Genomic DNA, 20495 nt, shown 5'->3' with positions numbered 1-20495 from the left:
AAAATACTACCTATTGAAAATATGAATTTACTTAAGTTTGCATATATAATTAGTGATTTCATACACGGGTGACTGAGGAGCCAAACCAGGATTTAAGATGTGATGTTATTCAACCCATATATTAGTTAACGTATTAATGGTTTCAAATATGCTGATATTTATAATATTGATGATCAGGTATAAGCCTAAAGGTATAAGGCTAAATTTTATTAGCTTACCATTGCTTTGTTGAGCGAGTGGCTACTTTCTTTGGCTGGTAAGTCTCTTGCATTTTACATTTGACATCTGGAATTTTCAATAGTCCCAATGACTCAGCTATGCGCTCTAAGAGTTCCTGCCATCGCTTGGATATTTCACCCTGGCTAATTCTTAATTCAGCAGCCAGTTGAGTTTGTGTTTTACCATCAACTTTACCTTGCCATAATTTGAGATACTTTCGCTGTGGATAATCTTTATCAAGTTGATAAATAGCCTCTAATGCTTTCAGAATTAAATCTGCACGCTCTGTTGCTTCTAATGTGCTAAATTCATCAGGAATTGTATCTAACAGGGTTATATCTGTTCCAGGAATATTACAATCTAAGCTTTGGCACTTCCGCAGACTTTCTTTACGAAGAAAATCAATAATCGCACATCGAGCCACAGTAACAGCCCAGTAATAAAACTGCTCCACTTCCCCTTGCCGAAACTTTCCAGCTTGAAAAGCCTGTAAGACTTTTAAATAGGCGATTTGAACAGCATCTTCCCAGGATAAGCCTGTGCCCCTAGTATATTTACGAGCAATCTTTTCTAATCTCTGGCGATAATCTAAGCCGACCAAAATCTCTTGATAATCAGACAATTATTTCTGTTTTAATAGCATAAGTATTTGGGTTGGGACAAAATTAATTTGATAATTCAGTGGAAGGAATACCTCAGAACATACACTAACTACATGACTGTAATTTTATGTTCTGTATTTTTGCCATGATCTCATACCACAAGAATTAATTTTTACAAACTTATTCAGGTGATAAATTAGCAAAAAACCACCAAACTTATAATATGATTTTTATTTAAAAAACCTAAAAAATCAAGTTTGAAAAGCAAAATGTTAGACATAAAATTAAAATAATTTTTATTAAAAGAATGCCGAATTTCTCATTCTTTATTTGCTTATTAATCTACTTACTTATTGTTGTCAATGCCAAAATATTAGCCTCAGTCAAAAGAGAGATAAAGCTCAGTCAAAAGATAGATATGTCCGTTTTGGAATATTTGGCATCGGCTGTGCGTTAAAGGAAATAGGAACCGCCCATTATCAATTTCACAGATAGAAGAGGAGCTTTCTATTTCTTTCTGCTCTAAAAAAGTGCCACTTCACTTTCGCTCTCATTCTATTAATTAAGGAGTATATAATATGCAGATTATCGATTTAGAGATTTCCACTGAAGAGCTTGTTAACGTTAGTAGCAGTGAATCGGTTGCCGCTCATAAATACTTCAACTTATTTGCTGTCTTCCCTAGTAATTTCTCCACACCACCATATACTATCGCTACTCACTCCAAGGGGCATTCGCTACATTACTTGTCATCAGTCTAGTTTTGATTGCCTTGGGTGTTAGCTAAGATTTTTTGATTTCGTATCGGTGTCTACCATAATTTCTTGCCATGATTTCTCTCTCAAGCCTCAGTAATTTAGCTGGGGTTTTTTGTTGAAGTCATACCGAGATAACAACAAAAAGGGACACGTTGTAAAGAACTATGTACGGTCTGAAGTTGCACTAAGAAAAGTGGAACCCGAAGATTATTCCCAGGATAGTATCCAAGCCTGTATCCATCCACAGAGCTTTTATGAGTAATCGAAAAATCTCATAGCTAGAGAGTTAAAACCTCTGCCTATCGATATTACGAATTCGCATTAGATACCCTACACCAATACAGCCTTATCTTCTCAGCCTTTCTCAGTCCTCAATCCCAAATTTTTCTCAGATTTATGATTTATTCTAGCGCCGTTAATACAACCCGTCTGCAACCAATTATCAGAGAGATTGTGTGGCAGAAAAAGCAAGAAGTTGCACAATTGCACCAACAGATGTCTTTGGCTTCGTTACAACGCCAGTTAATTGCTGCACCAAAGGTGCGAGATTTCTTGACTACCTTGCAGCAATGCCCTTACCGACCCAGCTTAATTGCAGAAGTGCAGAAAGGCTCACCTAGTAATGGGTCGATCCGTGCAGACTTTGATCCAGTGGCGATCGCCAAAGCATCTGAACGAGGCGGTGCAGCTTGTATATCAGTAGTAACTGAGGCGTCATTTTTTGATGGTGGTTTCAAGATTCTGAATGCCATCCGCCAGCGAGTGGCATTGCCCTTATTATTCAAAGAGTTTATTATCGACCCCTGCCAAATTTATTTAGCCAGGGCCGCAGGCGCAGATACAGTACTACTAATAGCAGCAATTCTCACAGACAGAGAACTCCAAGATTTTTTGCGGGTGATTCACTATTTAGGAATGAATGCTTTAGTGGAAATTCATACTTTAGCTGAACTGGATCGGGTGCTGAAACTAAACGACATTCGCTTAATAGGAATTAATAATCAAAACCTACAAGACTTTACAATCGACATTAGCACTACTCAAAACCTTTTGACAGCTAGGAAATCGCAGTTACTCTCCTTGGGTGTCACAGTTGTTAGCGAATCTGGATTATATGCACACACTGATTTATCTCTGGTAGCTGAAGCTGGTGCAAATGCAGTATTAGTGGGAGAGTCTTTAATTAAAGAAAACGATATCGAGCAGGCTGTCCGTCATTTGCTCAAAAGGAATACTCCAAATTGACACCTTCTCCTACTACACCGTCAGGTTAGCGGGATATTCCAAGAATAACTTTTTGGGCTTTCTCTTTCCACGACTCGGCTTGCCATTTAATATCTACGAAGGTATCAATAGTACGATTTTAATTCTCAAACATCGCCTCAAAGCAAACGAACAACGTCCAGCAATTGAAGCGATAACTGATTAGGATATCGAGAGACTGAGTAGTAGAAGCTAAAAAAACTTAAACGGGTAAATCAGCAGCACTCTGGATGTTTTGTAATACTAAATCAGGGCTACTACGTTTAACCAAGCCAGTTAAAACTTTACCAGGGCCAATTTCCATCACTCGCTCAATGCCGTTAGCTGGTAATTGTAGAGAAATTTCTCGCCATCTTACAGAACCAGTCATTTGTTTGTTTAGGCGCTGCTTTAAAATCTTGGCATCAATAGATGGAATTGGTTCTACATTAGACAAAACTGGTACAACAGCTGGCTGAAATTCTACAGATTCTAGAATGTCTTGGAATTCAGCCGCCGCTGGTGCTATTAAATGTGAATGAAATGCTCCAGAAACTTTTAGGGGAATCGCACGCTTTGCTTTAACTTGAGTCATCACTGCTTGTACAGCCTCAGTCGTGCCTGAAATTACCACCTGAGCCGGACTATTGTCATTTGCCAGCACTACATCAGGCGTTTCGGCAATGACTTTTTCCAACTGTTCACGGTCAAAGTTCATCAAAGCTGCCATCATACCACCGACGGCACTATCCATGAGTTCTGCACGACGCTTTACTAGATATAAACCAGCCGACCACTCAAAGACACCCGCTACATAAAGGGCAGAATATTCTCCCAAACTGTGACCCGCAACTAAATCTGGCTGGTGTCCTCGTTCTCGAAGAAGGTCAGCAAGAATGCTTTCTACCACATAAAGAATTGGCTGAGTGTATAGCGTCTGTGATAACTTTTCTTCTTCGTTTTGACAGATTTCTGTTACAGACCAGCCCAAAATTTCCTCAGCTTGGGCAAATTTGTTTTTAGCGGATGGTATATCTAATAAGTCCATTCCCATTCCCAGCGCTTGGGAACCTTGTCCGGGAAACACCCATGCAGTTTTTGTCATTTGTCAATAGTCAATGGTCATTGGTCATTAGTCATTAGTCATTGGTCATTTATCATTTGTACTTAGCTTTGCCGTTGGCACAGCCTCTCCAAGAGTTGTATTGGTCATTAACAAAGGACAAATGACTAATGACAAAGGACAAAATATTATCTTCCCCATTTAAAAATTGCTGCGCCCCAGGTAAGACCGGCACCAAAGCCGGATGTAGCAACAATGTCATTGGGTTTTATTTTGCCTTGCCGTACTGCTTCATCTAAAGCTAAGGGGATGGAAGCCGCAGATGTATTGCCGTACTGGGCAAGATTACTGATAACTTTATGTTCTGGGATATTTAGGCGTTGGGCAACAGCATCGATAATCCGTTGATTGGCTTGATGCAACAGCAGCCAATCTATTTGATCAACGCTGAGGTTGGCTTGAAACAATGCTTTATCAATAATTTCTGGCACTTTTTGCACAGCAAAGCGGTAGACTTCTTTGCCGTTCATAGTAATTGGTTGATAAGTGCCTTTGGTGATATGTACATCAGTGAGCAGTTCTTGGGAAGTGCCTGCGTAGGCAAGATTAAGGTGATGGTTTTGAGTGCCATCACTTTTAAGGGCAAATCCCAATAAGCGATCGCTTTTGTCAGCCTGTAATACTACTGCCCCAGCACCATCACCAAACAGTACACAAGTGCGCCGATCTTGCCAATCTACCCAGCGAGAGAGGATATCTGCCCCTATCAACAGTACATTCTTATAGACACCTGTTCTAATGTATTGGGCTGCTGTAACCAGACCAAACACAAAGCCAGAGCAGGCAGCTGTCAAGTCAAAGGCCACTGCATTGGTAGCTCCCAATTGAGCCTGTACTTGACAAGCACTACCAAACAAATCATCGGGGGTGGAAGTCGCTAGCAGAATCAGGTCTAGGTCTTCTGGTTTAATGCCCGAAGCTGCGATCGCCTTACTGCTGGCGGCAGTAGCGAGTACACTCAAGGACTCAAACGGCAGTGCTAATCGCCGTTGACGAATCCCAGTTCTTGTGGTAATCCATTCGTCTGATGTTTCAACTAGTTCACTTAACGTTTGGTTGTGTAGTGAAGTTGCTGGTACTGCCGAGCCACTTCCGGTAATTGCTATGCCTAAATTTTGCACTCCTAATCTCCCAAGCTATCAGCTTTTTGTCCTTTGTCCTTTGTCCTTTGTCTTTTGTCAGTTGTCTTTTGTCAGTTGTCCTTTGCCAGTTGTCCTTTACAAATGACCAATGACTAATGACTAATGACCAATGACCAATGACTAATGACAATGACTAACCGCTCTCGCGCTCTAGGATATATTGGGACTGAATTCGTTGTAGCACCTGGTTGTCAACAGCTTCTTTTGCCATCCGAATTGCATTAAAAATTGAAGGAGCTTGTGAGCTACCGTGGCCGATAAAACAGACTCCTGCCACGCCTAACAGCAAAGCGCCACCATGTTCTGCATGATCCATTCGCTGTTTAACCCGCTTCAGGTTTGGTTTTAAGAGTGCTGAACCGAGTTGACCATGCAATCCTTGGGGTAATTCTTCCCGCAGAATTTGCAGAATTACTTCTCCGACGGCTTCGGCAAATTTTAATAATACATTCCCGACAAATCCATCACAGACAATCACATCAAAGCGACCGGAAAGCACATCACGCCCTTCGGCATTGCCAATAAAATTAATTTGGGAATTTTCGCGCAGCAGTTGGTGGGCACGAACAGCTGCATCATTGCCCTTAGAGTCTTCTTCACCGATATTCAGCAAACCCACTTTAGGCTCGGTTGTACCCAAGACGTACTGACTGTAAGCCGATCCCATGACGGCAAACTGCTCTAAAAATTTGGGGCGGCAATCTACATTTGCCCCAACGTCTAGTACCAGCACTGGCTTACCAGCAACAATCGTGGGAAAAACTGTCCCTATGGCTGGGCGATCAATTCCTGGCAATCGTCCTAACCGGAGTAAAGCTGATGCCATAGCTGCCCCAGAGTGTCCGGCAGAAAATACGGCATCTGCTTGCTGCTGCTTGACCAAATCCATAGCCACATTAATAGAAGCCTTGCGTTTGCGTCTAACTGCGTTTAAAGGCTCCTCATCCATTGCGATCGCTTCTTCAGCAGTCACGATCTCCATCTGCCCTAAACTTGTTTTTGGTGGCAAGGCAGCTTCTATTTGTTGGGGATCACCAACCAACAATATATCTACACCCAATTCTTCCCGTGCTCGCAATGCGCCAGCAACGATTTCACCGGGTGCGTGATCCCCTCCCATTGCGTCAATTGCGATCCTTACGCGAGTCGATCTCATTGCTAAGAGCTTCTAGAAACCTTACAAATTTTACCAGATGGCAATGCCCGAAAAAGCTTAACTTTCTGACAGCCAAATTATTTCTGTTACTATTGCAACAATTTTTACTGGCAAGCTCAAGATAGCACGAATTTGGGTATTGGGGGTTGGGGATTGGGCATGGGGCAATTCAATTTTGGATTTTGAATTTTAGATTTTGGATTAAATTTCAATCTAAAATCCAAAATCTAAAATCTAAAATTCTTACTCCCCAGCACCCAGTACCCAATCCACTAGCATCCGAACGCCGTAGCCAGTTGCCCCTGAGCTGTTGTAGCCATTTTCTTTATCTGCCCACACGGGGCCAGCAATATCTAAATGTGCCCAAGGAGTTTCTTTAACGAATTGTTTGAGGAAAAGGGAAGCGGTAATAGCACCACCTGGACGCGGGCCTGTATTTTTCATGTCCGCGATCCCAGACTTTAGCCCTTCAAAATATTTTTCTTCCATTGGCATCCGCCAAATCTTTTCCCCTGAACTTTGGGCAGCTTTCTCGATCTGGGAAGCGACAGCATCATCGGGAGTGTACAATCCCGCAATATCATCACCCAAGGCAATGACGTTAGCACCAGTCAAGGTGGCTAAATCAACGATCGCATCTAATCCCAATTTGTCGGCATACACCAAGGCATCTGCTAGGGTTAAACGTCCTTCAGCATCGGTGTTGTTCACTTCGATTGTTTTGCCGTTTGATGCTGTGAGAATGTCTCCAGGACGCATGGCGCGACCGCTAATCATGTTTTCAGCTACCGCCGAGATAAAGTGAACCTCAACATTTGGCTTAATTTGAGCAATTGCTTTTGCCGCGCCCAAGGTAGCAGCCGCACCACCCATATCCATTTTCATGGTTTCGATGCCGCTACCAGCACCTTTAATGTTGAGTCCACCGGAATCGAAGGTTACACCTTTGCCAATAATTGCTAGTTTCTTTTTGGGTGTACCTTCTGGTTTGTAAGTTAGGTGAATGAATTTAGGTGGCAATTCGGAAGCTTGCGCTACTCCTAAAAAAGCACCCATACCCAACTTTTCACAATCTTCTTTTTCTAAAATTTCTACTTGTAAGCCGTACTCTTTGGCGATCGCTTGAGCAGTTTCCGCCAAAGTAATTGGTGTTACTGCGTTAGCTGGTGCTGCTACTAACTGCCGTGCCAAATTTACCCCGGAAACGATTTGATTGGCGCGGGTGATGGCTGCTTCTTGTCCACCAAATCCTAGTAAATCTACGGTTTCTATTTGTGAACCTTTCTCTTCTGGTTCTGATTTAAAGCGAATATCTTGGTAAAGCGCTAATTCGACACCTTCTGCGATCGCTTGGGCACTAGCGGCTGGATCATTGTTCCACAATGGAAAACTAAATCCCAGAATTTTGCTTTTTTGCTTTTTTCCTACCCTGGCTACAGCAGCAGCAGCACGTCGCAAAGTGTCGAGTTTTAGTGCATCTGGTTTTCCTAAACCTACGATAATCAATTTACGCACTGGGCTATCAGCATTTACACGGGTGAAGATTGCACTGTTAGCTTTCCCTTTAAATTCTTCTTCTGTGATTAGTTCTTTTAAAACCCCAGAAAACTTTTGATCTAAAGTTGCCAGTTCTCCGGTTAACTCTACTGCATCTTCAAATAATCCAATTGCCAAACTATCGCCTGCCCACTCTAGCAAAGGCTTATCACTAAGTTGAATTGTCATTTTGGGATTTTGTGTAAATATTCCTTCCTGTACCAGTATTGCTCAAAATTCTTGTTTCATGGTATTGGGCATGGGGAATTGGGCATGGGGCATTGGGGAGCAGGGATCAGTGGCTATAATTTAGCAAATTGGTATAAATAGGACTTGTAAGGGAGTCTTTGATACTCATTAATCCACCTCGGAACTCCGTTAATGAGTCTTTGATACTCGTTAATCCACCTCGGAACTCCGTTAATGAGTCTTTGATACTCGTTAATCCACCTCGGAACTCCGTTAATGAGTCTTTGATACTCGTTAATCCACCTCGGAACTCCGTTAATGAGTCTTTGATACTCGTTAATCCACCTCGGAACTCCGTTAATGAGTCTTTGATACTCGTTAATGAAGCTATGAACTGTACTTTATTTATTTCCTATCCCATGCCCCATGCCCTATGCCCCAATTGTATTTGTGTCAATGTCAAATTTGCTGGCGATCGCTGAGATTATTTCTTGCTCAATTGGTGTAGTCTGATTGTCAGCCTGGGCAATTTTGTAACACTGAGCTAACAAAGGTATGGCAAAATCACGATTTAGCTGATTTAGGAGTACATCTAAAGGTTGAGGTGATTTGATATTTTGGGCAATGGCATCCAAGGACTTAGGACTGATGTTTACAGCTTTTAATTCTGGCAAAATTTCTTCCCAAGTCTTTTCTGGATGACTGGCTAGGATCATGTGGACTAAAATTTGATCCATGAGAGTTTGTTGAGCGATCGCACTTTCGAGATACTTTTCGCTTTCGGCTTTTAAGGTTGCCAATGTCTCTGGCGATTCGAGGGATGTTGATTCATCCAGCTTGGCTTCGTAGAATCGACAAGCAGCATACCCCAATGAATAGATCATTGTCGCATTTGAACTAGCTCCGATCGCTGCACCAGCAAAGGGTACATTTCGCAGCAACCCTAATCCAGCAGCTTTTAATAAACGGCCTCCACCCAAAGCCAAACCAAAAATTGCCAAAACTTCGCCTTTCCGGGCAGGATCTTTTAAATCTAGCCCATAGTCAGATGCAATCTCATAAATCATTTCTGATTGCAATTTTGTTGTTGCTGTTAAATCAATTGCCAACAATGCAACTGCTACTCCCGGCAAAATACTAGTTGCTAGTCCAACAGTGCCAGCTTTAGTTGCTTTTTCCAGCATGATTCGGTGAGCAATCTGGCTAGTTGATTCATTGGGATACTTTTGCTTTAGCTTCTTTACTGCTGCTTCTGCTTTTTCCAAATCAACAATGTCAGTACTACCAATTAGCCAGTTAAGATTTAACACTCCAGATACTTTTCTAATCAACCAATTTTGGCTGAGGTGGTTAACAAACTGACCGCTAGTTTGAGTTGTTTGCTCAATTAACTTGTGTGTTTGTTTCGCGGTGGCTTCTCCCACACCCACTACTGTGTCTAAAACTGCCATGCCAGTATCAGCAACAGTTTTAACAAAAGACTCTATTATAGATGGTTCATTTTCTACTGATGATTGAGCCTGAATTCCGACTTTTGAAGTTTCTGTGGATGAATTACCTGATTTTTTCACTTCTATTTCTTGGGGTTTGTCTGCCATTCTTTGACACCATTCTCTAAAGCCTCTCTCTTTCTTTTAGCGAATCCTGAGCGGCTCTACATCCCTCTATAAACATAATTATCAGTTTCAGATTAACTATTTTCTTGTTTTAAAAACTGTGTTAATCCATCAAAAATAGGAACATACTCTCAGAGGATGTTTTAAAAGTGGTTGGCTGTAATTTTAGGCACTTGTTGATCCCCCCAACCCCCTTAAAAAGCTACGGTGTACACACATTTTAGTAATGAAGCCTAAACCCTGGATTTACCCCCCTTAATCCACCCTTGTAAAGGGAAATAGAAAATCCACTTCCCTCCCCTTTGCAAGGGGAGGGTTAGGGTGGGGTAATTCGACAGACTGGTTGTGTGTGATTCTATAACTTGTGTGTACACCGTAGCCTTAAAAAGGGGGCAAAGTCTCTAAAAGTCCCCCAATTTATCGGGGTATTTAGGGGGATCTAAAACGTTTTGCTACCGACCAGAGGACTTTTAAAACATCCTCAAATCCCCGCGTTTGATCTAGGAAGACAATGAAAACAGAGGCAAACCACCAGTATCAGATGAAAAACGCGGGTAGAAAGTGGAATTATTGAGTATCCCAATTGGTGCGATCGCACCTCACCCTATCCTCTAACTTCTAAGCCGGTACTGATATCAGCATTACTTTCTAAAAATTCGTTATCCTTAAGAATTTCATAGAGATTAGTATCTTGCTCTAGTAAGCAAGCATGTCCGCAATGGGGTAATACCACAATCTTGTTATTTGGTAGGATATTCCCTATGCGCTTGACTTCACTTACAGAAGGCAAAAGGCGATCGCTACCACCGGCAATCAACAAAACTGGTTGAGTTAAGCGACTTAATTGTTCCTCGTCAATATGAAACTCTCGCAGTAAAGATAACCGCCAAAGAACGGTTTCTGATGGTACAGAACGCATAGTTTTCAGCAAATCATGGCGATCGCTCCGGGAAATGCGTTGCAAAGATGCTAAAAACGGCAACAACCCTAGTGCGCCAACATCATACAATCCTGATGGCACTAAGTAAGTTAGTTGGGATGCCCAATGCAACCAAGGGCGAAGCTGAAAGGATGAAGCTGGGTTAATTAGGATAATTCGCTTAAATAAATGTGGTGCTTGGATTGCTACTTTCATTGCCAAGCAGCCACCAAAGGATTCACCACACAGATAAACTGGCCTCTGAGAGCTTTTTTCTAATTCTGCGTGGATCAAGTCCAAGACACTTTTAGTTAGCACATCCCAACTGTTAAGGTCTTGACGGGGGATCGCCAAACTGCGGACATCGAAGCCAGTTTCTAATCCAGTGGTTTGCGATCGCAATAGTTGACCTGTTCCATCCATTCCTGGCAAATATACCAACAGAGGATACTCTGGCTGTACTCGTTCAGGAGTCAGGAAACAAGGCTTTAACTCAACTTCAGAGATAATCATTAGTCATTGGTCAGTAGTCAATGGTCATTTGTTAATGGTATAAAACTTTTGAACTGTTGATTGTTCGGACGATCCAAAATCCAAAATTGAATCCTTCTAATAGCAACCTTGGCGCAGTAAATTACTAATTTCACCATGACAGTGTTCTGTCAGTTCAGCCACAACAGTTCTGGCTTGTTTGCCATGATATTTTTTATGATGTTGGGGCGTAATCCAATAAGGACGACCGATTAACACTGCAACCCGACGATAAATTACCAAAGGATGCCAACCACTTTGGTTAAATAAAGGTTCTGAGGGGTCAAATACACTCAAAAGCCTTAGTGGGAAGCCATTCGTGTTTACCTCTTCTAAGGAGGCGATCGCGATCGGCAAAATCGCTAGATCCTGCACATTCCCTCGCAATGCCAAATGGGCAAATCCCCGCTGAAACTCACCCACCTGGTTTGGCTGAGTAAATTTCACCATTGGTTCAGTCCCTTCTGGAAATACTCCCACCATCTGCTTGGACTGCAATAGCAACTGCGACTGCGAAAAAAAGCTTTGCTGGCGGTTTTGAGTCTCCTCCAAGGGAAAACACCCCAATTGTCCGGTGACAATCTCCCGCATGACTGGCACTTGTCCCATATAGTGATGGCAAGCAAAGCGAATCGGATTCGATAACGCCGCCATTAAAATCAGTGCATCCATAAAGCTGCGGTGATTGCTAACTACCAACACGCTGGCATCCTGGGGAATGCGGTCTTCGTAATAGCGAAACATTTGCGTTGAGAATGCCGCCACCAAAGCGCGAGAAATCTCTAGGGGGCTATTTCGACTCATACCTAATCAATATATTTTTCCGGTAAATATGGCGGTTTATCTTAATTTAATTTTTACATTTCTTTACTATTGCCATGACCGTCTTAAGATAGAAATATCTAATCGACAAAAGCAAATAGATTTTTCACGTTCTCAATTATGTATTCTTGATCACAAGAATTTCTAATAGAAAGTATTCAAAAACATTATGATTAGTTAATTTTCATCTTTATAGTCAAAAATTATCAGAATTGATGCATATTACAAAACAATTATTGACCTAATAAATTTGCTAATATGAAGGTGTTATTGGAAAAAATAGGAATTTTATTGTATAATTGCGTGGTTTTGCCGCTGAAAGCTAAGGTGTAAAACGTTTTAATAAGTTAATTTTTATTTTGTATGAATCTAGTGAATAAAAAAGAATTGACATTTGCACTAACAACACCCCTGTATTATGTAAACGATGTTCCCCATATAGGCAGTGCTTATACGACGATCGCAGCAGATGTAGTTGCGCGATTTCACAGACTACTAGGAAATCAGGTATTACTAATTACAGGTACAGATGAACATGGGCAAAAAATCCAGCGATCGGCAGAAAGCTTAGGCAAAGCACCACAAGAGTTTTGTGATGAAATTGTCCCTAGCTTCGTGAGTTTATGGCAGTTACTAGACATTCAATACGATCGCTTTAGTCGGACTACTGCACCTCGTCATGAAGCGATCGTCAAAGAATTCTTTGAGCGAGTCTGGGAATCTGGTGATATCTACCAGGGACAACAACAAGGCTGGTATTGCGTATCCTGCGAAGAATTCAAAGAAGAACGTGATCTATTAGAAGGACACCGTTGCCCAATTCATACTAACAAAGAAGTCGAGTGGCGAGACGAACAAAACTATTTTTTCCGCTTATCCAAATATCAAACTAAGCTGACAGAATTTTATCAATCAAGACCAGATTTTATTCAACCAGAAAGTCGGCGCAACGAAGTTCTCAGCTTTGTCAATCAAGGACTGCAAGACTTTTCCATTTCGCGGGTGAATTTAGATTGGGGTTTTCCCGTACCAGTTGATCCCAAGCACACCCTTTATGTTTGGTTTGATGCGCTGCTAGGTTATGTCACAGCATTACTAGAACCAGATGCAGAACCGACTTTAGCAAATGCTTTAGAAACATGGTGGCCAATCAACCTGCACCTAATTGGTAAAGATATTCTCCGCTTCCATGCAGTTTACTGGCCCGCAATGCTGTTGTCGGCTGACTTACCCTTGCCAGAGCGAGTATTTGGGCATGGCTTTTTGACCAAAGATGGGCAGAAGATGGGCAAAAGTCTGGGTAATACCCTTGATCCCATCGCGTTAGTTCAGCGCTATGGTAGTGATGCCGTTCGTTATTACTTCCTTAAGGAAATCGAATTTGGCAAAGATGGAGATTTTAATGAAGTAAGGTTCATTAATGTTTTGAATGCAGATTTGGCAAATGATTTAGGTAATTTGCTCAATCGCACCTTGAACATGGTGAAGAAATACTGCGCTGAGAATAAAGTCCCATCAATCGGCAATGAAGCAATTCCTGACGAAAATCCTTTGAAAGCAATTGGTTTACGTCTAGGGAAACAGGTGAAACAAGCATACCAAGAGCTAGCTTTCAATCAAGCCTGCGGGGCTATCCTTTCATTGGTGCAAGCCAGTAATAAGTTTATTGATGAACAAGCTCCTTGGTCATTATATAAACAGGGACAGCAGGAGTCGGTGGAAAAAGTTCTCTACGCAGTTCTAGAATCAGTTAGACTAGCAGCTTATCTGCTATCCCCAATTATTCCGAACATCAGTAGCGATATTTATCAGCAGCTGGGCTTTGGAATAAACTTTAACGATCAAATACAAAGTTCAGTTACCGCCCCTTTTGCCACCCATGCTACATGGGGAATACTATCCAGTAAACAAGAGTTGGGTACACCCAAACCTATTTTTAAGCGAATAGAACCCCCGAAAAACGATTAGTCCTTATCAAAGTCTGATTTTGTTCAATCTCTTATTTTCTCAAAAAATTTATCGGGGCTGAACTTAAATTAGCCTCGGAACATTATCATAAGCCGCTGTGACTAGCATCTAAAAGTTGGTAATTTGTATCAAAAATAACAGGGATAAAAATTGAGGTATCACAATGATGTTGAATAATTTGGAAAACGATTCGATCTTTACGCCAGAACAAGTTTTGGAGAATCGGGGTAGAGTTGCCATATTTATAGATGGCTCAAATTTATTTTACGCTGCACTGCAACTAGGAATCGAAATCGACTACACCAAGCTATTGTGCCGATTAACTGGAGGTTCCAGACTGCTGCGTTCTTTTTTCTACACTGGTGTAGACCGGACAAACGAGAAGCAACAGGGTTTTCTGCTGTGGATGCGTCGCAATGGCTATCGAGTCATTGCTAAAGATTTAGTCCAGCTACCAGATGGTTCTAAAAAAGCTAACCTGGATGTAGAAATAGCAGTCGATATGATGGCACTAGTAGATTCCTATGATACCGCAGTTTTAGTCAGCGGTGATGGGGATTTAGCTTATGCAGTTAATTCAGTGAGCTATCGTGGTGTGCGGGTAGAAGTAGTGAGCTTGCGTTCGATGACCAGTGACAGCTTAATTAATGTAAGCGATCGCTACATCGATTTAGAAGCCATCAAAGAGGATATTCAAAAAACCCCTCGCCAAAGTTATCCATACCGGCCTTTATCTGGTATCGGTTTTTTGGAAGACCCCAGAAGTAGTGATGGACATCTAGAAATCCAAGAATAATGGCGTATAAATTTCATCAAAAGGGGAGATGGGGCAAGAGAAAAATTCAAAATTTCTCCTCCACTCCCTCTTTTCTTATTTTACCTTTGACCTTTTTCTTGGTATTTGGTTTAGTTGCCTGTGGGGGTAAATCCCCTCCAGCTTCCCAACAAAATACTGCGGATTCATCTAATCCAGATAGCGATTTGACTTTCTTTGATGTCACCCTAGAACAAGCAGATGAAGTGGGAAGACCCATTTGGAAAGTCAGGGCTAAAACCGCAAAATACACCAAAGAAAAACAAATTGGTCAGGCTGAAAGTCCTTATGGTGAACTATACCAAGATGGCAAAGTAATTTACCAAATCAAGGCAGATGTAGCAGACATTGAGCAAGATGGGAAGCAGTTGTTTCTTAAAGGTAAGATATTTGCCACAGATCCTAGTAATGGAATTGTATTACAAGGTAATGAATTAGAATGGCGTCCCCAAGAAGATTTGTTGATTGTCCGCAACCAGATTAACGGCACTCATAAACAACTAAAAGCAGTGGCGCAAGAAGCGCGAGTTAAAACCCGCGAACAGCGGATGGAATTTTCTGGAGGGGTAGTAGCAAATTCTGCTGATCCCCAGTTACAAGTCAGAACCGAGCATTTGATCTGGAATATTAAAGAAGAAAAACTGATTGGCGATCGCCCCATAGAAATTGATCGCTACAAAGATAATAAAATTAGCGATCGCGGCAAAGGAAATTATGCCGAAGTCAACTTAAAAACAAAAATTGCCACTGTCCAGAAAAATGCTCAACTAGAATTACTAGACCCACCACTGCAAATAGCTAGTAACTCTATGAACTGGGACATGAACACAGAAAGTGTCACCACAAACTCGCCTACACGAATGTTCCACCGTGCCGAAAATGTCACAGTGACATCCAATCAAGGTCAAATGATAATACCGCGAAAAATTGTTTATTTAACAGGTAACGTCAACGCCGTTGGTCAGCGTCGCCAGTCTCTAAGATCCAATTCATTAACTTGGTATTTAGACAATAAGTTAGTTGAAGCTCAGGGAAATGTACTTTATCGGCAAGTTGACCCACAAATAAATTTTGCGGGTGAAACAGCCGTTGGTAATCTGCAAACAGAAAATATTGTTGTCAAAGGTGGCAGTCCTAGCGGTAGGGTAGTAACGGAGATTATTCCCCAAGAAAGAGCCAATCGTCAGTAGTGGAGTTATACCAATTCACAATGGGCTAACGCCCCGCTCCGCTAACGCAATTAAAAACTTAGATGCAGCAAAGCTTTCAGGGTTTACATCTGTATCAGGTTTTTCGTGAAATGGTATTAGGGCGAATCAGGGAATGGGGAGTGGGGGAAATGAACTAGTTTTTTAACTCCGTTAACGAGTCTTGGAAAGAGATAAACGAAATTACAACATTCTTTCATCCCCCTACTCGCCACTCGCCACTGATAAATTTTGGGTTGGTCGAGTACTAGGCTAGGATTTTAGTACTACAAGTCCTTTGATAACCCATGAATGGATCAAACCGATTAGGTAAGGAATCCTTGCCAACACCCCAGCAAGCAGAATATTCCCACCATCATGATACAGAGCAAGAGCAGACAGATCATACTCATGGGACTGGAGAGTTGGCTCATTCTCACGTCCATAGTGAAGAATCTCTACGGCGAATTGTCAATCGATTATCGCGTATAGAAGGACATGTTCGTGGTATTAAGGCAATGGTGCAGCAAAGTACCCCTTGTCCTGATGTTCTACTGCAAATTGCCGCAGTGCGAGGCGCATTGGATCGGGTAGCGCGAATTGTTTTGGATGAACATTTAACCGAGTGCATTGGTAGAGCCGCACAAGAGGGTAATATTGACGTTGAAATTAAACAGTTAAAAGCTGCTTTAGATCGATTTTTACCTTAAAAATTAAAAAAATAATGTAGGATACATTCGGTATTCAATAGTGCATCATGATATTCACCTCAGCAATATCATGTTGCGAACTTGTAGACAATCTATTTTAATAGACTTTCTCTGCTTTTACCTCGTTTCCTCTTATAAAAAGGGAACGAGAAAAGAAACTTACTCCATAAGATAATATGCTGTGTAGCAAAGATGGTTTTTAACCAGACTATGGTCAGAAAAAATTATCAATTTTTCTATTCTTTCATGGGCAACCCAGAAAAACCACTGATTCTTTTTCTGCATGGTTTCATGGGTAATATAGATGAATTTGATGAAGCTATAAAATTACTATCTGATGAATTTTATTATTTAACAATTGATCTCCCTGGACATGGAAAAACCCAAGTTTTGGCTGGGGATGATTACTATACAATGACAAATACTGCCCATGCCTTAATCAACTTGCTGGATGAGTTAAAAATTGCCAAATGCTTTTTAGTTGGTTATTCAATGGGTGGAAGATTAGCTTTATATCTTACCCTGAATTTTCCAGAACGTTTTTATAAAGTTGTACTAGAGTCAGCTTCCCCAGGTTTGCCAACAGAAGCAGAACGATTAGAACGCATTAAACTTGATACGCAAATAGGTAGAAAGGTAACAAGAAGTTTTGAAAAAAACGATTTTGCTGCTTTTTTATCAAATTGGTATGATCAGCCGATTTTTGCCTGTATCAAAAATCATCCAGAATATGATCGCATGGTAGAAATTAGGTTACAGAACAATCCCCAGGAATTAGATAAGTCACTGCGCTTTATGGGTACTGGATACCAACCCTCTTTATGGGAAAAGCTAAAAGATAATACAATTCCTATTCTCTTATTAGTTGGTGAATATGATAAAAAATTTATATCTATTAATACAGAAATGGCTAAAAGATGTGAATTTGCCCAGATGATAATAATTGATAATGCTGGACATAATATCCACTTTGAAAATACCTTGGCATTTGTGGAAAATATCAAATATTTTTTGTCCGCAGCAAGTTAAAAATTAATATAACCTCACTGCTTCTTTATTGCCTTGCTAGAAGGAGTTGGGGATGGTGTCAAATTCGGGGCTGTTGGTTGATTAACTGCGGTTAATTCTTCTTGCAACATTTTCTGATAAATCTTAGGTAAAGAGCTACTAACAGAATTAGTTTCTATTCCATATCCTAAACTTGTCCAGGTGGGAGAGAGTCGCCGCAAAACATCATTTATCTTTCCCTGACGCAACAGTTGAGAAATATCAACTCCCCAAACTTTAGAATCATTTAACCATCGGTAAACTACTACATCTTGATATTCTGCTTCAAAACTATAACCAGTCCAAAACATCATCTGCATTGGATTTGGATGATAACGGGGGGCTAAACGATACCAAGTAATGTTGATAATTTGATATCTGCCAGCAGCGGTAGAACAATTACCTGTGTTGGGGCCTGTGACAATTGTGACGCATATCTCAGGATGTCGGCTGAGGTCGTTGACTTGCTGTCCACCGTATAACAGCGAATAGGGGCGGTTCCCACTTGCCTCACTCGCCGAGATGGTTCGCATTAAAGCGCGAATATAGGGGTCGCCCTGTTTCATGACCAAAGGCGGCTGTTTATTTTCAAAGATGGGATCAGAAGGCGATCGCAAGTCTCCAATATACCATTGCAATAAATACACAAAGCCGAGAAGCGCGGCTATTGGGCCAATAAGTTTTTCAACACCTTTGAATTCAAAGCCTTTCAGAGTCTAACTCCTTCAAATTTGCTCTGTTTGCTAACAACAATAATTGACGCGCTCATTCTGGCAAAGTTCACTTCCATTCAATACATACCGACTGTTTGTAGGGGGCGCATAGATGCGCCCCTTAGCGTTAACTCTTCACTGGTTCATTAGGCGACGTTAGCAAATAATTCCCCAAAAGTTTTGGAGCTAGCTTCAGGTTTGGCAACAATTTCAACAATTTTATTCCGTGCATCAGCTTCAAACAGCGCCTCAATAGCAACTTGGGCGACTTTCTGCCTGGGGATGCTACCCTCAAACAGTGTATCTGCACTCTGCATCACAATGGGGTCGAGGTTATCTTCATTCTTTAAGCCACCAGGTCGGACAATCGTATAAGTAAGACCACTTTTTTGGATATACTCTTCAGCTTGTTTTTTCCACAACAAAATCAGCCAAAACAAATTCAGTGGATGGAAAAGCTGCGAAATACACAAAGAAGAAACTAAGACAAAATGTTCAATTCCCTTTGTTTTAGCAGCATCTACTAAATTTTTAGTCCCTTCAAAATCCACTTTATAGGGGCCAGTGGGGTCAAAGCTCGGTTTTGCGCCAGTTGCAACCAACAGAACTGTGCTATCTCCGAACGCAGCAGCCAGACTTTCTGGTTGTAATACGTCGCCTACAACTAATTCGGCTTCAGGAGAGAGAATACCCCTAGCTTTCTCTATATCCCGCACTAAGGCTCGGACGGGAATATTCCGCGCTATCAATTCTTGCACAATCCGGCGACCTGTTTCACCCGTTGCCCCTGCTACAAATGCTTTCATGAGAAATGCTATCCTGGGAAACTATTGTGTGCTTGTTCAGTTCTTTATTTTAGTAATTCTATGGAGTTGATGGCAGATTAATAAGGTTTCAGTAAAATGGGATTTGAATGCGAAATGACCCAGGCGCGTGGGGAATCATTAATATAGACGAACGCCAAAGTATACAGTAATGCATTTATGCTTTCAAGAAAAAGCGAATATAAATCCTGGGAAATAACAGAAGCAGTTTTACCTGTACCATCCAGCCAAGAAGAAGCCGAGCACACATTAACAGAAGCAAATGTAGCGACGCTCACAAAATTTTACGGTCGTTATCAAGACTGTATGGAAATGGCTGCCCCAGTAGAGAAGGTTGCTGAGTATCTCAATGCTCATGCCTCATGGTTTTCGCGATGTGCTGAACCCATGAAGGTACAATCACTTGGGGAAAATGGCTATGCTTTAGTAATTGGTCGTTTTGGTTCTTTCGGTTATGAAGTAGAACCGAAAATTGGTTTAGAATTGTTACCCCCAGAGGAAGGTATTTACCGCATCCGTACAATCCCCATTCCTGACTATCAGCCGCCTGGTTATGACGTAGACTACCACGCAGCCCTCAAGTTAATAGAAACGGATGTTTCCTCTAGTATTGGGGAGGTTACAAGGGTTGAATGGGAATTGGATTTAATAGTTTATATTCACTTTCCCCGGTTTATTCAGCGATTACCCAAGTCTCTAGTTCAATCTACAGGCGATCGCGTACTTAACCAAATTGTCCGCCAAGTCTCCCGCCGCTTAACTCGCAAAGTTCAGGAAGATTTTCATAAGTCTTTGGACATACCCTTTAATGCCAATTTCAGGCAAAAGCGGTAAACGAAAGTGTTAAGAAAAATCTGACTAATGGATAGTCACAAGTGGGGACAACACGATTCGGATAAGCAGGCGAGGTAGGGGAGGAAAGAGAGTTATTAAGCTCCCCTATTCGCCTCAACAGATAACTTTGTTGTAAGTGCAAAGGCACAGACTTGAACTTTAGTTCAAGTTAAGGAGAGATTCATCGAATTCACGTTTGATTAATTAGTCAACAGACTAATCACGAGCTTGTCGCGTCACCAAACCACCAACAAACGCCCCTAAAACAGTCCCTGTCCATAGTCCTGTTGTGCTACCTTGCCATACTGCTCCTGGTGTCATCCAAGCGTTACACATCTCCTTTAAACCCCAAGGTTGGTTTTGGCACTTTTGGCTATGCAGCATTATGGTAATTTGCCCACTGGTGTAAGCACCAAAAAAACCTGATGACAACGCCAAAAAAGTGCAAATTAAAATTCTATTTTTTGTCATTAGTCATTAGTCATTGGTCATTGGGTATTGTAGATTACTCTTCCTATTCCCCATTCCCCATTCCCCATTCCC

Annotated in this window: 20 protein-coding genes; 9 read left to right on the top strand and 11 right to left on the bottom strand. The window is 41.5% G+C overall.

The genetic code is table 11. From position 1 onward, the window contains the following. Positions 1 to 214: 214 nt before the first annotated feature. A complete protein-coding gene (locus ACWATR_RS22880; protein ID WP_460337433.1) occupies positions 215 to 841 on the bottom strand; it encodes a sigma-70 family RNA polymerase sigma factor in 627 nt (208 codons plus the stop codon). A gap of 558 nt (positions 842 to 1399) precedes the next feature. Here ACWATR_RS22880 and ACWATR_RS22875 point away from each other — a divergent pair. The 3 genes from ACWATR_RS22875 (at position 1400) to ACWATR_RS22865 (ending at position 3008) form a co-directional block, all read left to right on the top strand. Further along, complete coding sequence (locus ACWATR_RS22875; RefSeq protein WP_460337430.1) at positions 1400 to 1582, top strand: hypothetical protein; 183 nt, start codon at positions 1400 to 1402, stop codon at positions 1580 to 1582. A 345-nt stretch (positions 1583 to 1927) separates the two neighbouring features. Then, on the top strand, positions 1928 to 2824 hold the full coding sequence (gene trpC, locus ACWATR_RS22870) for an indole-3-glycerol phosphate synthase TrpC (RefSeq protein ID WP_460340610.1): 897 nt from the start codon (positions 1928 to 1930) through the stop codon (positions 2822 to 2824). 52 nt (positions 2825 to 2876) lie between these two features. After that, positions 2877 to 3008, top strand: coding sequence for a hypothetical protein (locus tag ACWATR_RS22865; RefSeq protein WP_460340772.1), 132 nt, complete (start codon positions 2877 to 2879; stop codon positions 3006 to 3008). Between the two features lie 36 nt (positions 3009 to 3044). On the opposite strand, the gene fabD is transcribed toward ACWATR_RS22865, so the two are convergent. The 7 genes from fabD to ACWATR_RS22830 all read right to left on the bottom strand — a co-directional run bounded on the left by fabD (position 3045) and on the right by ACWATR_RS22830 (position 11837). Beyond that, positions 3045 to 3926, bottom strand: a complete 882-nt coding sequence (fabD, locus tag ACWATR_RS22860) for an ACP S-malonyltransferase (protein ID WP_460337427.1) — start codon at positions 3924 to 3926, stop codon at positions 3045 to 3047. A gap of 146 nt (positions 3927 to 4072) precedes the next feature. Further along, entirely contained in the window at positions 4073 to 5065 is a 993-nt protein-coding gene (locus ACWATR_RS22855) for a beta-ketoacyl-ACP synthase 3 (RefSeq protein WP_460337424.1), read from the bottom strand. A 154-nt stretch (positions 5066 to 5219) separates the two neighbouring features. Next, positions 5220 to 6242, bottom strand: coding sequence for a phosphate acyltransferase PlsX (plsX, locus tag ACWATR_RS22850; RefSeq protein ID WP_460337423.1), 1023 nt, complete (start codon positions 6240 to 6242; stop codon positions 5220 to 5222). Between the two features lie 243 nt (positions 6243 to 6485). Then, the gene (locus ACWATR_RS22845; protein WP_460337420.1) at positions 6486 to 7967 is read right to left on the bottom strand and encodes a leucyl aminopeptidase; all 1482 of its coding nucleotides are present in this window, start codon (positions 7965 to 7967) and stop codon (positions 6486 to 6488) included. Between the two features lie 431 nt (positions 7968 to 8398). Next, positions 8399 to 9565: an EcsC family protein gene (locus ACWATR_RS22840; protein WP_460337417.1), complete on the bottom strand. Its 1167-nt coding sequence runs from the start codon at positions 9563 to 9565 to the stop codon at positions 8399 to 8401. A gap of 622 nt (positions 9566 to 10187) precedes the next feature. Next, positions 10188 to 11015: an alpha/beta fold hydrolase gene (locus ACWATR_RS22835; protein ID WP_460337414.1), complete on the bottom strand. Its 828-nt coding sequence runs from the start codon at positions 11013 to 11015 to the stop codon at positions 10188 to 10190. 96 nt (positions 11016 to 11111) lie between these two features. Next, on the bottom strand, positions 11112 to 11837 hold the full coding sequence (locus tag ACWATR_RS22830; RefSeq protein WP_460337411.1) for a lysophospholipid acyltransferase family protein: 726 nt from the start codon (positions 11835 to 11837) through the stop codon (positions 11112 to 11114). Between the two features lie 381 nt (positions 11838 to 12218). Between ACWATR_RS22830 and metG the strand changes: the two genes are divergently transcribed. From metG to menH, 5 genes are all read left to right on the top strand, one after another. Beyond that, positions 12219 to 13823 carry a methionine--tRNA ligase gene (gene metG / locus ACWATR_RS22825; RefSeq protein WP_460337408.1) on the top strand — a complete coding sequence of 535 codons (1605 nt, stop codon included), beginning with the start codon at positions 12219 to 12221 and terminating at the stop codon, positions 13821 to 13823. A 166-nt stretch (positions 13824 to 13989) separates the two neighbouring features. Continuing rightward, positions 13990 to 14619 (top strand): LabA-like NYN domain-containing protein, encoded by a 630-nt coding sequence (locus ACWATR_RS22820; protein WP_069072029.1) that lies wholly within the window; start codon positions 13990 to 13992, stop codon positions 14617 to 14619. Beyond that, the gene (gene lptC, locus ACWATR_RS22815) at positions 14619 to 15827 is read left to right on the top strand and encodes an LPS export ABC transporter periplasmic protein LptC (RefSeq protein ID WP_460337405.1); all 1209 of its coding nucleotides are present in this window, start codon (positions 14619 to 14621) and stop codon (positions 15825 to 15827) included. The genes ACWATR_RS22820 and lptC overlap by 1 nt, the downstream gene beginning before the upstream one ends. Positions 15828 to 16132: 305 nt before the next feature. After that, on the top strand, positions 16133 to 16534 hold the full coding sequence (locus ACWATR_RS22810) for a metal-sensing transcriptional repressor (RefSeq protein WP_435022921.1): 402 nt from the start codon (positions 16133 to 16135) through the stop codon (positions 16532 to 16534). Between the two features lie 210 nt (positions 16535 to 16744). Continuing rightward, a complete protein-coding gene (gene menH / locus ACWATR_RS22805; RefSeq protein WP_460340606.1) occupies positions 16745 to 17563 on the top strand; it encodes a 2-succinyl-6-hydroxy-2,4-cyclohexadiene-1-carboxylate synthase in 819 nt (272 codons plus the stop codon). A 14-nt stretch (positions 17564 to 17577) separates the two neighbouring features. On the opposite strand, the gene ACWATR_RS22800 is transcribed toward menH, so the two are convergent. Next, positions 17578 to 18228 carry a glycoside hydrolase family 24 protein gene (locus tag ACWATR_RS22800; RefSeq protein WP_460337400.1) on the bottom strand — a complete coding sequence of 217 codons (651 nt, stop codon included), beginning with the start codon at positions 18226 to 18228 and terminating at the stop codon, positions 17578 to 17580. A 212-nt stretch (positions 18229 to 18440) separates the two neighbouring features. Next, positions 18441 to 19100, bottom strand: a complete 660-nt coding sequence (locus ACWATR_RS22795) for an NAD(P)H-binding protein (protein ID WP_460337397.1) — start codon at positions 19098 to 19100, stop codon at positions 18441 to 18443. A gap of 177 nt (positions 19101 to 19277) precedes the next feature. Between ACWATR_RS22795 and ACWATR_RS22790 the strand changes: the two genes are divergently transcribed. Continuing rightward, entirely contained in the window at positions 19278 to 19952 is a 675-nt protein-coding gene (locus tag ACWATR_RS22790; protein ID WP_460337395.1) for a DUF1997 domain-containing protein, read from the top strand. Positions 19953 to 20168: 216 nt separating this feature from the next. Here ACWATR_RS22790 and ACWATR_RS22785 read toward each other — a convergent pair whose 3' ends face one another. Then, positions 20169 to 20423 (bottom strand): hypothetical protein, encoded by a 255-nt coding sequence (locus ACWATR_RS22785; RefSeq protein ID WP_460337392.1) that lies wholly within the window; start codon positions 20421 to 20423, stop codon positions 20169 to 20171. Between the last annotated feature and the right edge of the window lie 72 nt (positions 20424 to 20495).

The sequence above is a fragment of the Nostoc sp. UIC 10890 genome (assembly GCF_054786515.1).
The sequence above is the reverse complement of the archived record's forward strand: the minus strand, read 5'-3'. Positions and strand labels throughout refer to the sequence as shown.

Excerpts from the sequence above, each read along its gene's own strand:
- ACWATR_RS22790 (WP_460337395.1), top strand. The coding sequence starts at position 19,278 with ATGCTTTCAAGAAAAAGCGAATATAAATCCTGGGAAATAACAGAAGCA.
- ACWATR_RS22840 (WP_460337417.1), bottom strand. The coding sequence starts at position 9,565 with ATGGCAGACAAACCCCAAGAAATAGAAGTGAAAAAATCAGGTAATTCA.
- ACWATR_RS22785 (WP_460337392.1), bottom strand. The coding sequence starts at position 20,423 with ATGACAAAAAATAGAATTTTAATTTGCACTTTTTTGGCGTTGTCATCA.
- ACWATR_RS22875 (WP_460337430.1), top strand. The coding sequence starts at position 1,400 with ATGCAGATTATCGATTTAGAGATTTCCACTGAAGAGCTTGTTAACGTT.
- fabD (WP_460337427.1), bottom strand. The coding sequence starts at position 3,926 with ATGACAAAAACTGCATGGGTGTTTCCCGGACAAGGTTCCCAAGCGCTG.
- metG (WP_460337408.1), top strand. The coding sequence starts at position 12,219 with ATGAATCTAGTGAATAAAAAAGAATTGACATTTGCACTAACAACACCC.
- ACWATR_RS22820 (WP_069072029.1), top strand. The coding sequence starts at position 13,990 with ATGTTGAATAATTTGGAAAACGATTCGATCTTTACGCCAGAACAAGTT.
- lptC (WP_460337405.1), top strand. The coding sequence starts at position 14,619 with ATGGCGTATAAATTTCATCAAAAGGGGAGATGGGGCAAGAGAAAAATT.
- ACWATR_RS22810 (WP_435022921.1), top strand. The coding sequence starts at position 16,133 with ATGAATGGATCAAACCGATTAGGTAAGGAATCCTTGCCAACACCCCAG.
- plsX (WP_460337423.1), bottom strand. The coding sequence starts at position 6,242 with ATGAGATCGACTCGCGTAAGGATCGCAATTGACGCAATGGGAGGGGAT.
- ACWATR_RS22835 (WP_460337414.1), bottom strand. The coding sequence starts at position 11,015 with ATGATTATCTCTGAAGTTGAGTTAAAGCCTTGTTTCCTGACTCCTGAA.
- ACWATR_RS22845 (WP_460337420.1), bottom strand. The coding sequence starts at position 7,967 with ATGACAATTCAACTTAGTGATAAGCCTTTGCTAGAGTGGGCAGGCGAT.
- ACWATR_RS22795 (WP_460337397.1), bottom strand. The coding sequence starts at position 19,100 with ATGAAAGCATTTGTAGCAGGGGCAACGGGTGAAACAGGTCGCCGGATT.
- ACWATR_RS22830 (WP_460337411.1), bottom strand. The coding sequence starts at position 11,837 with ATGAGTCGAAATAGCCCCCTAGAGATTTCTCGCGCTTTGGTGGCGGCA.
- menH (WP_460340606.1), top strand. The coding sequence starts at position 16,745 with ATGGTCAGAAAAAATTATCAATTTTTCTATTCTTTCATGGGCAACCCA.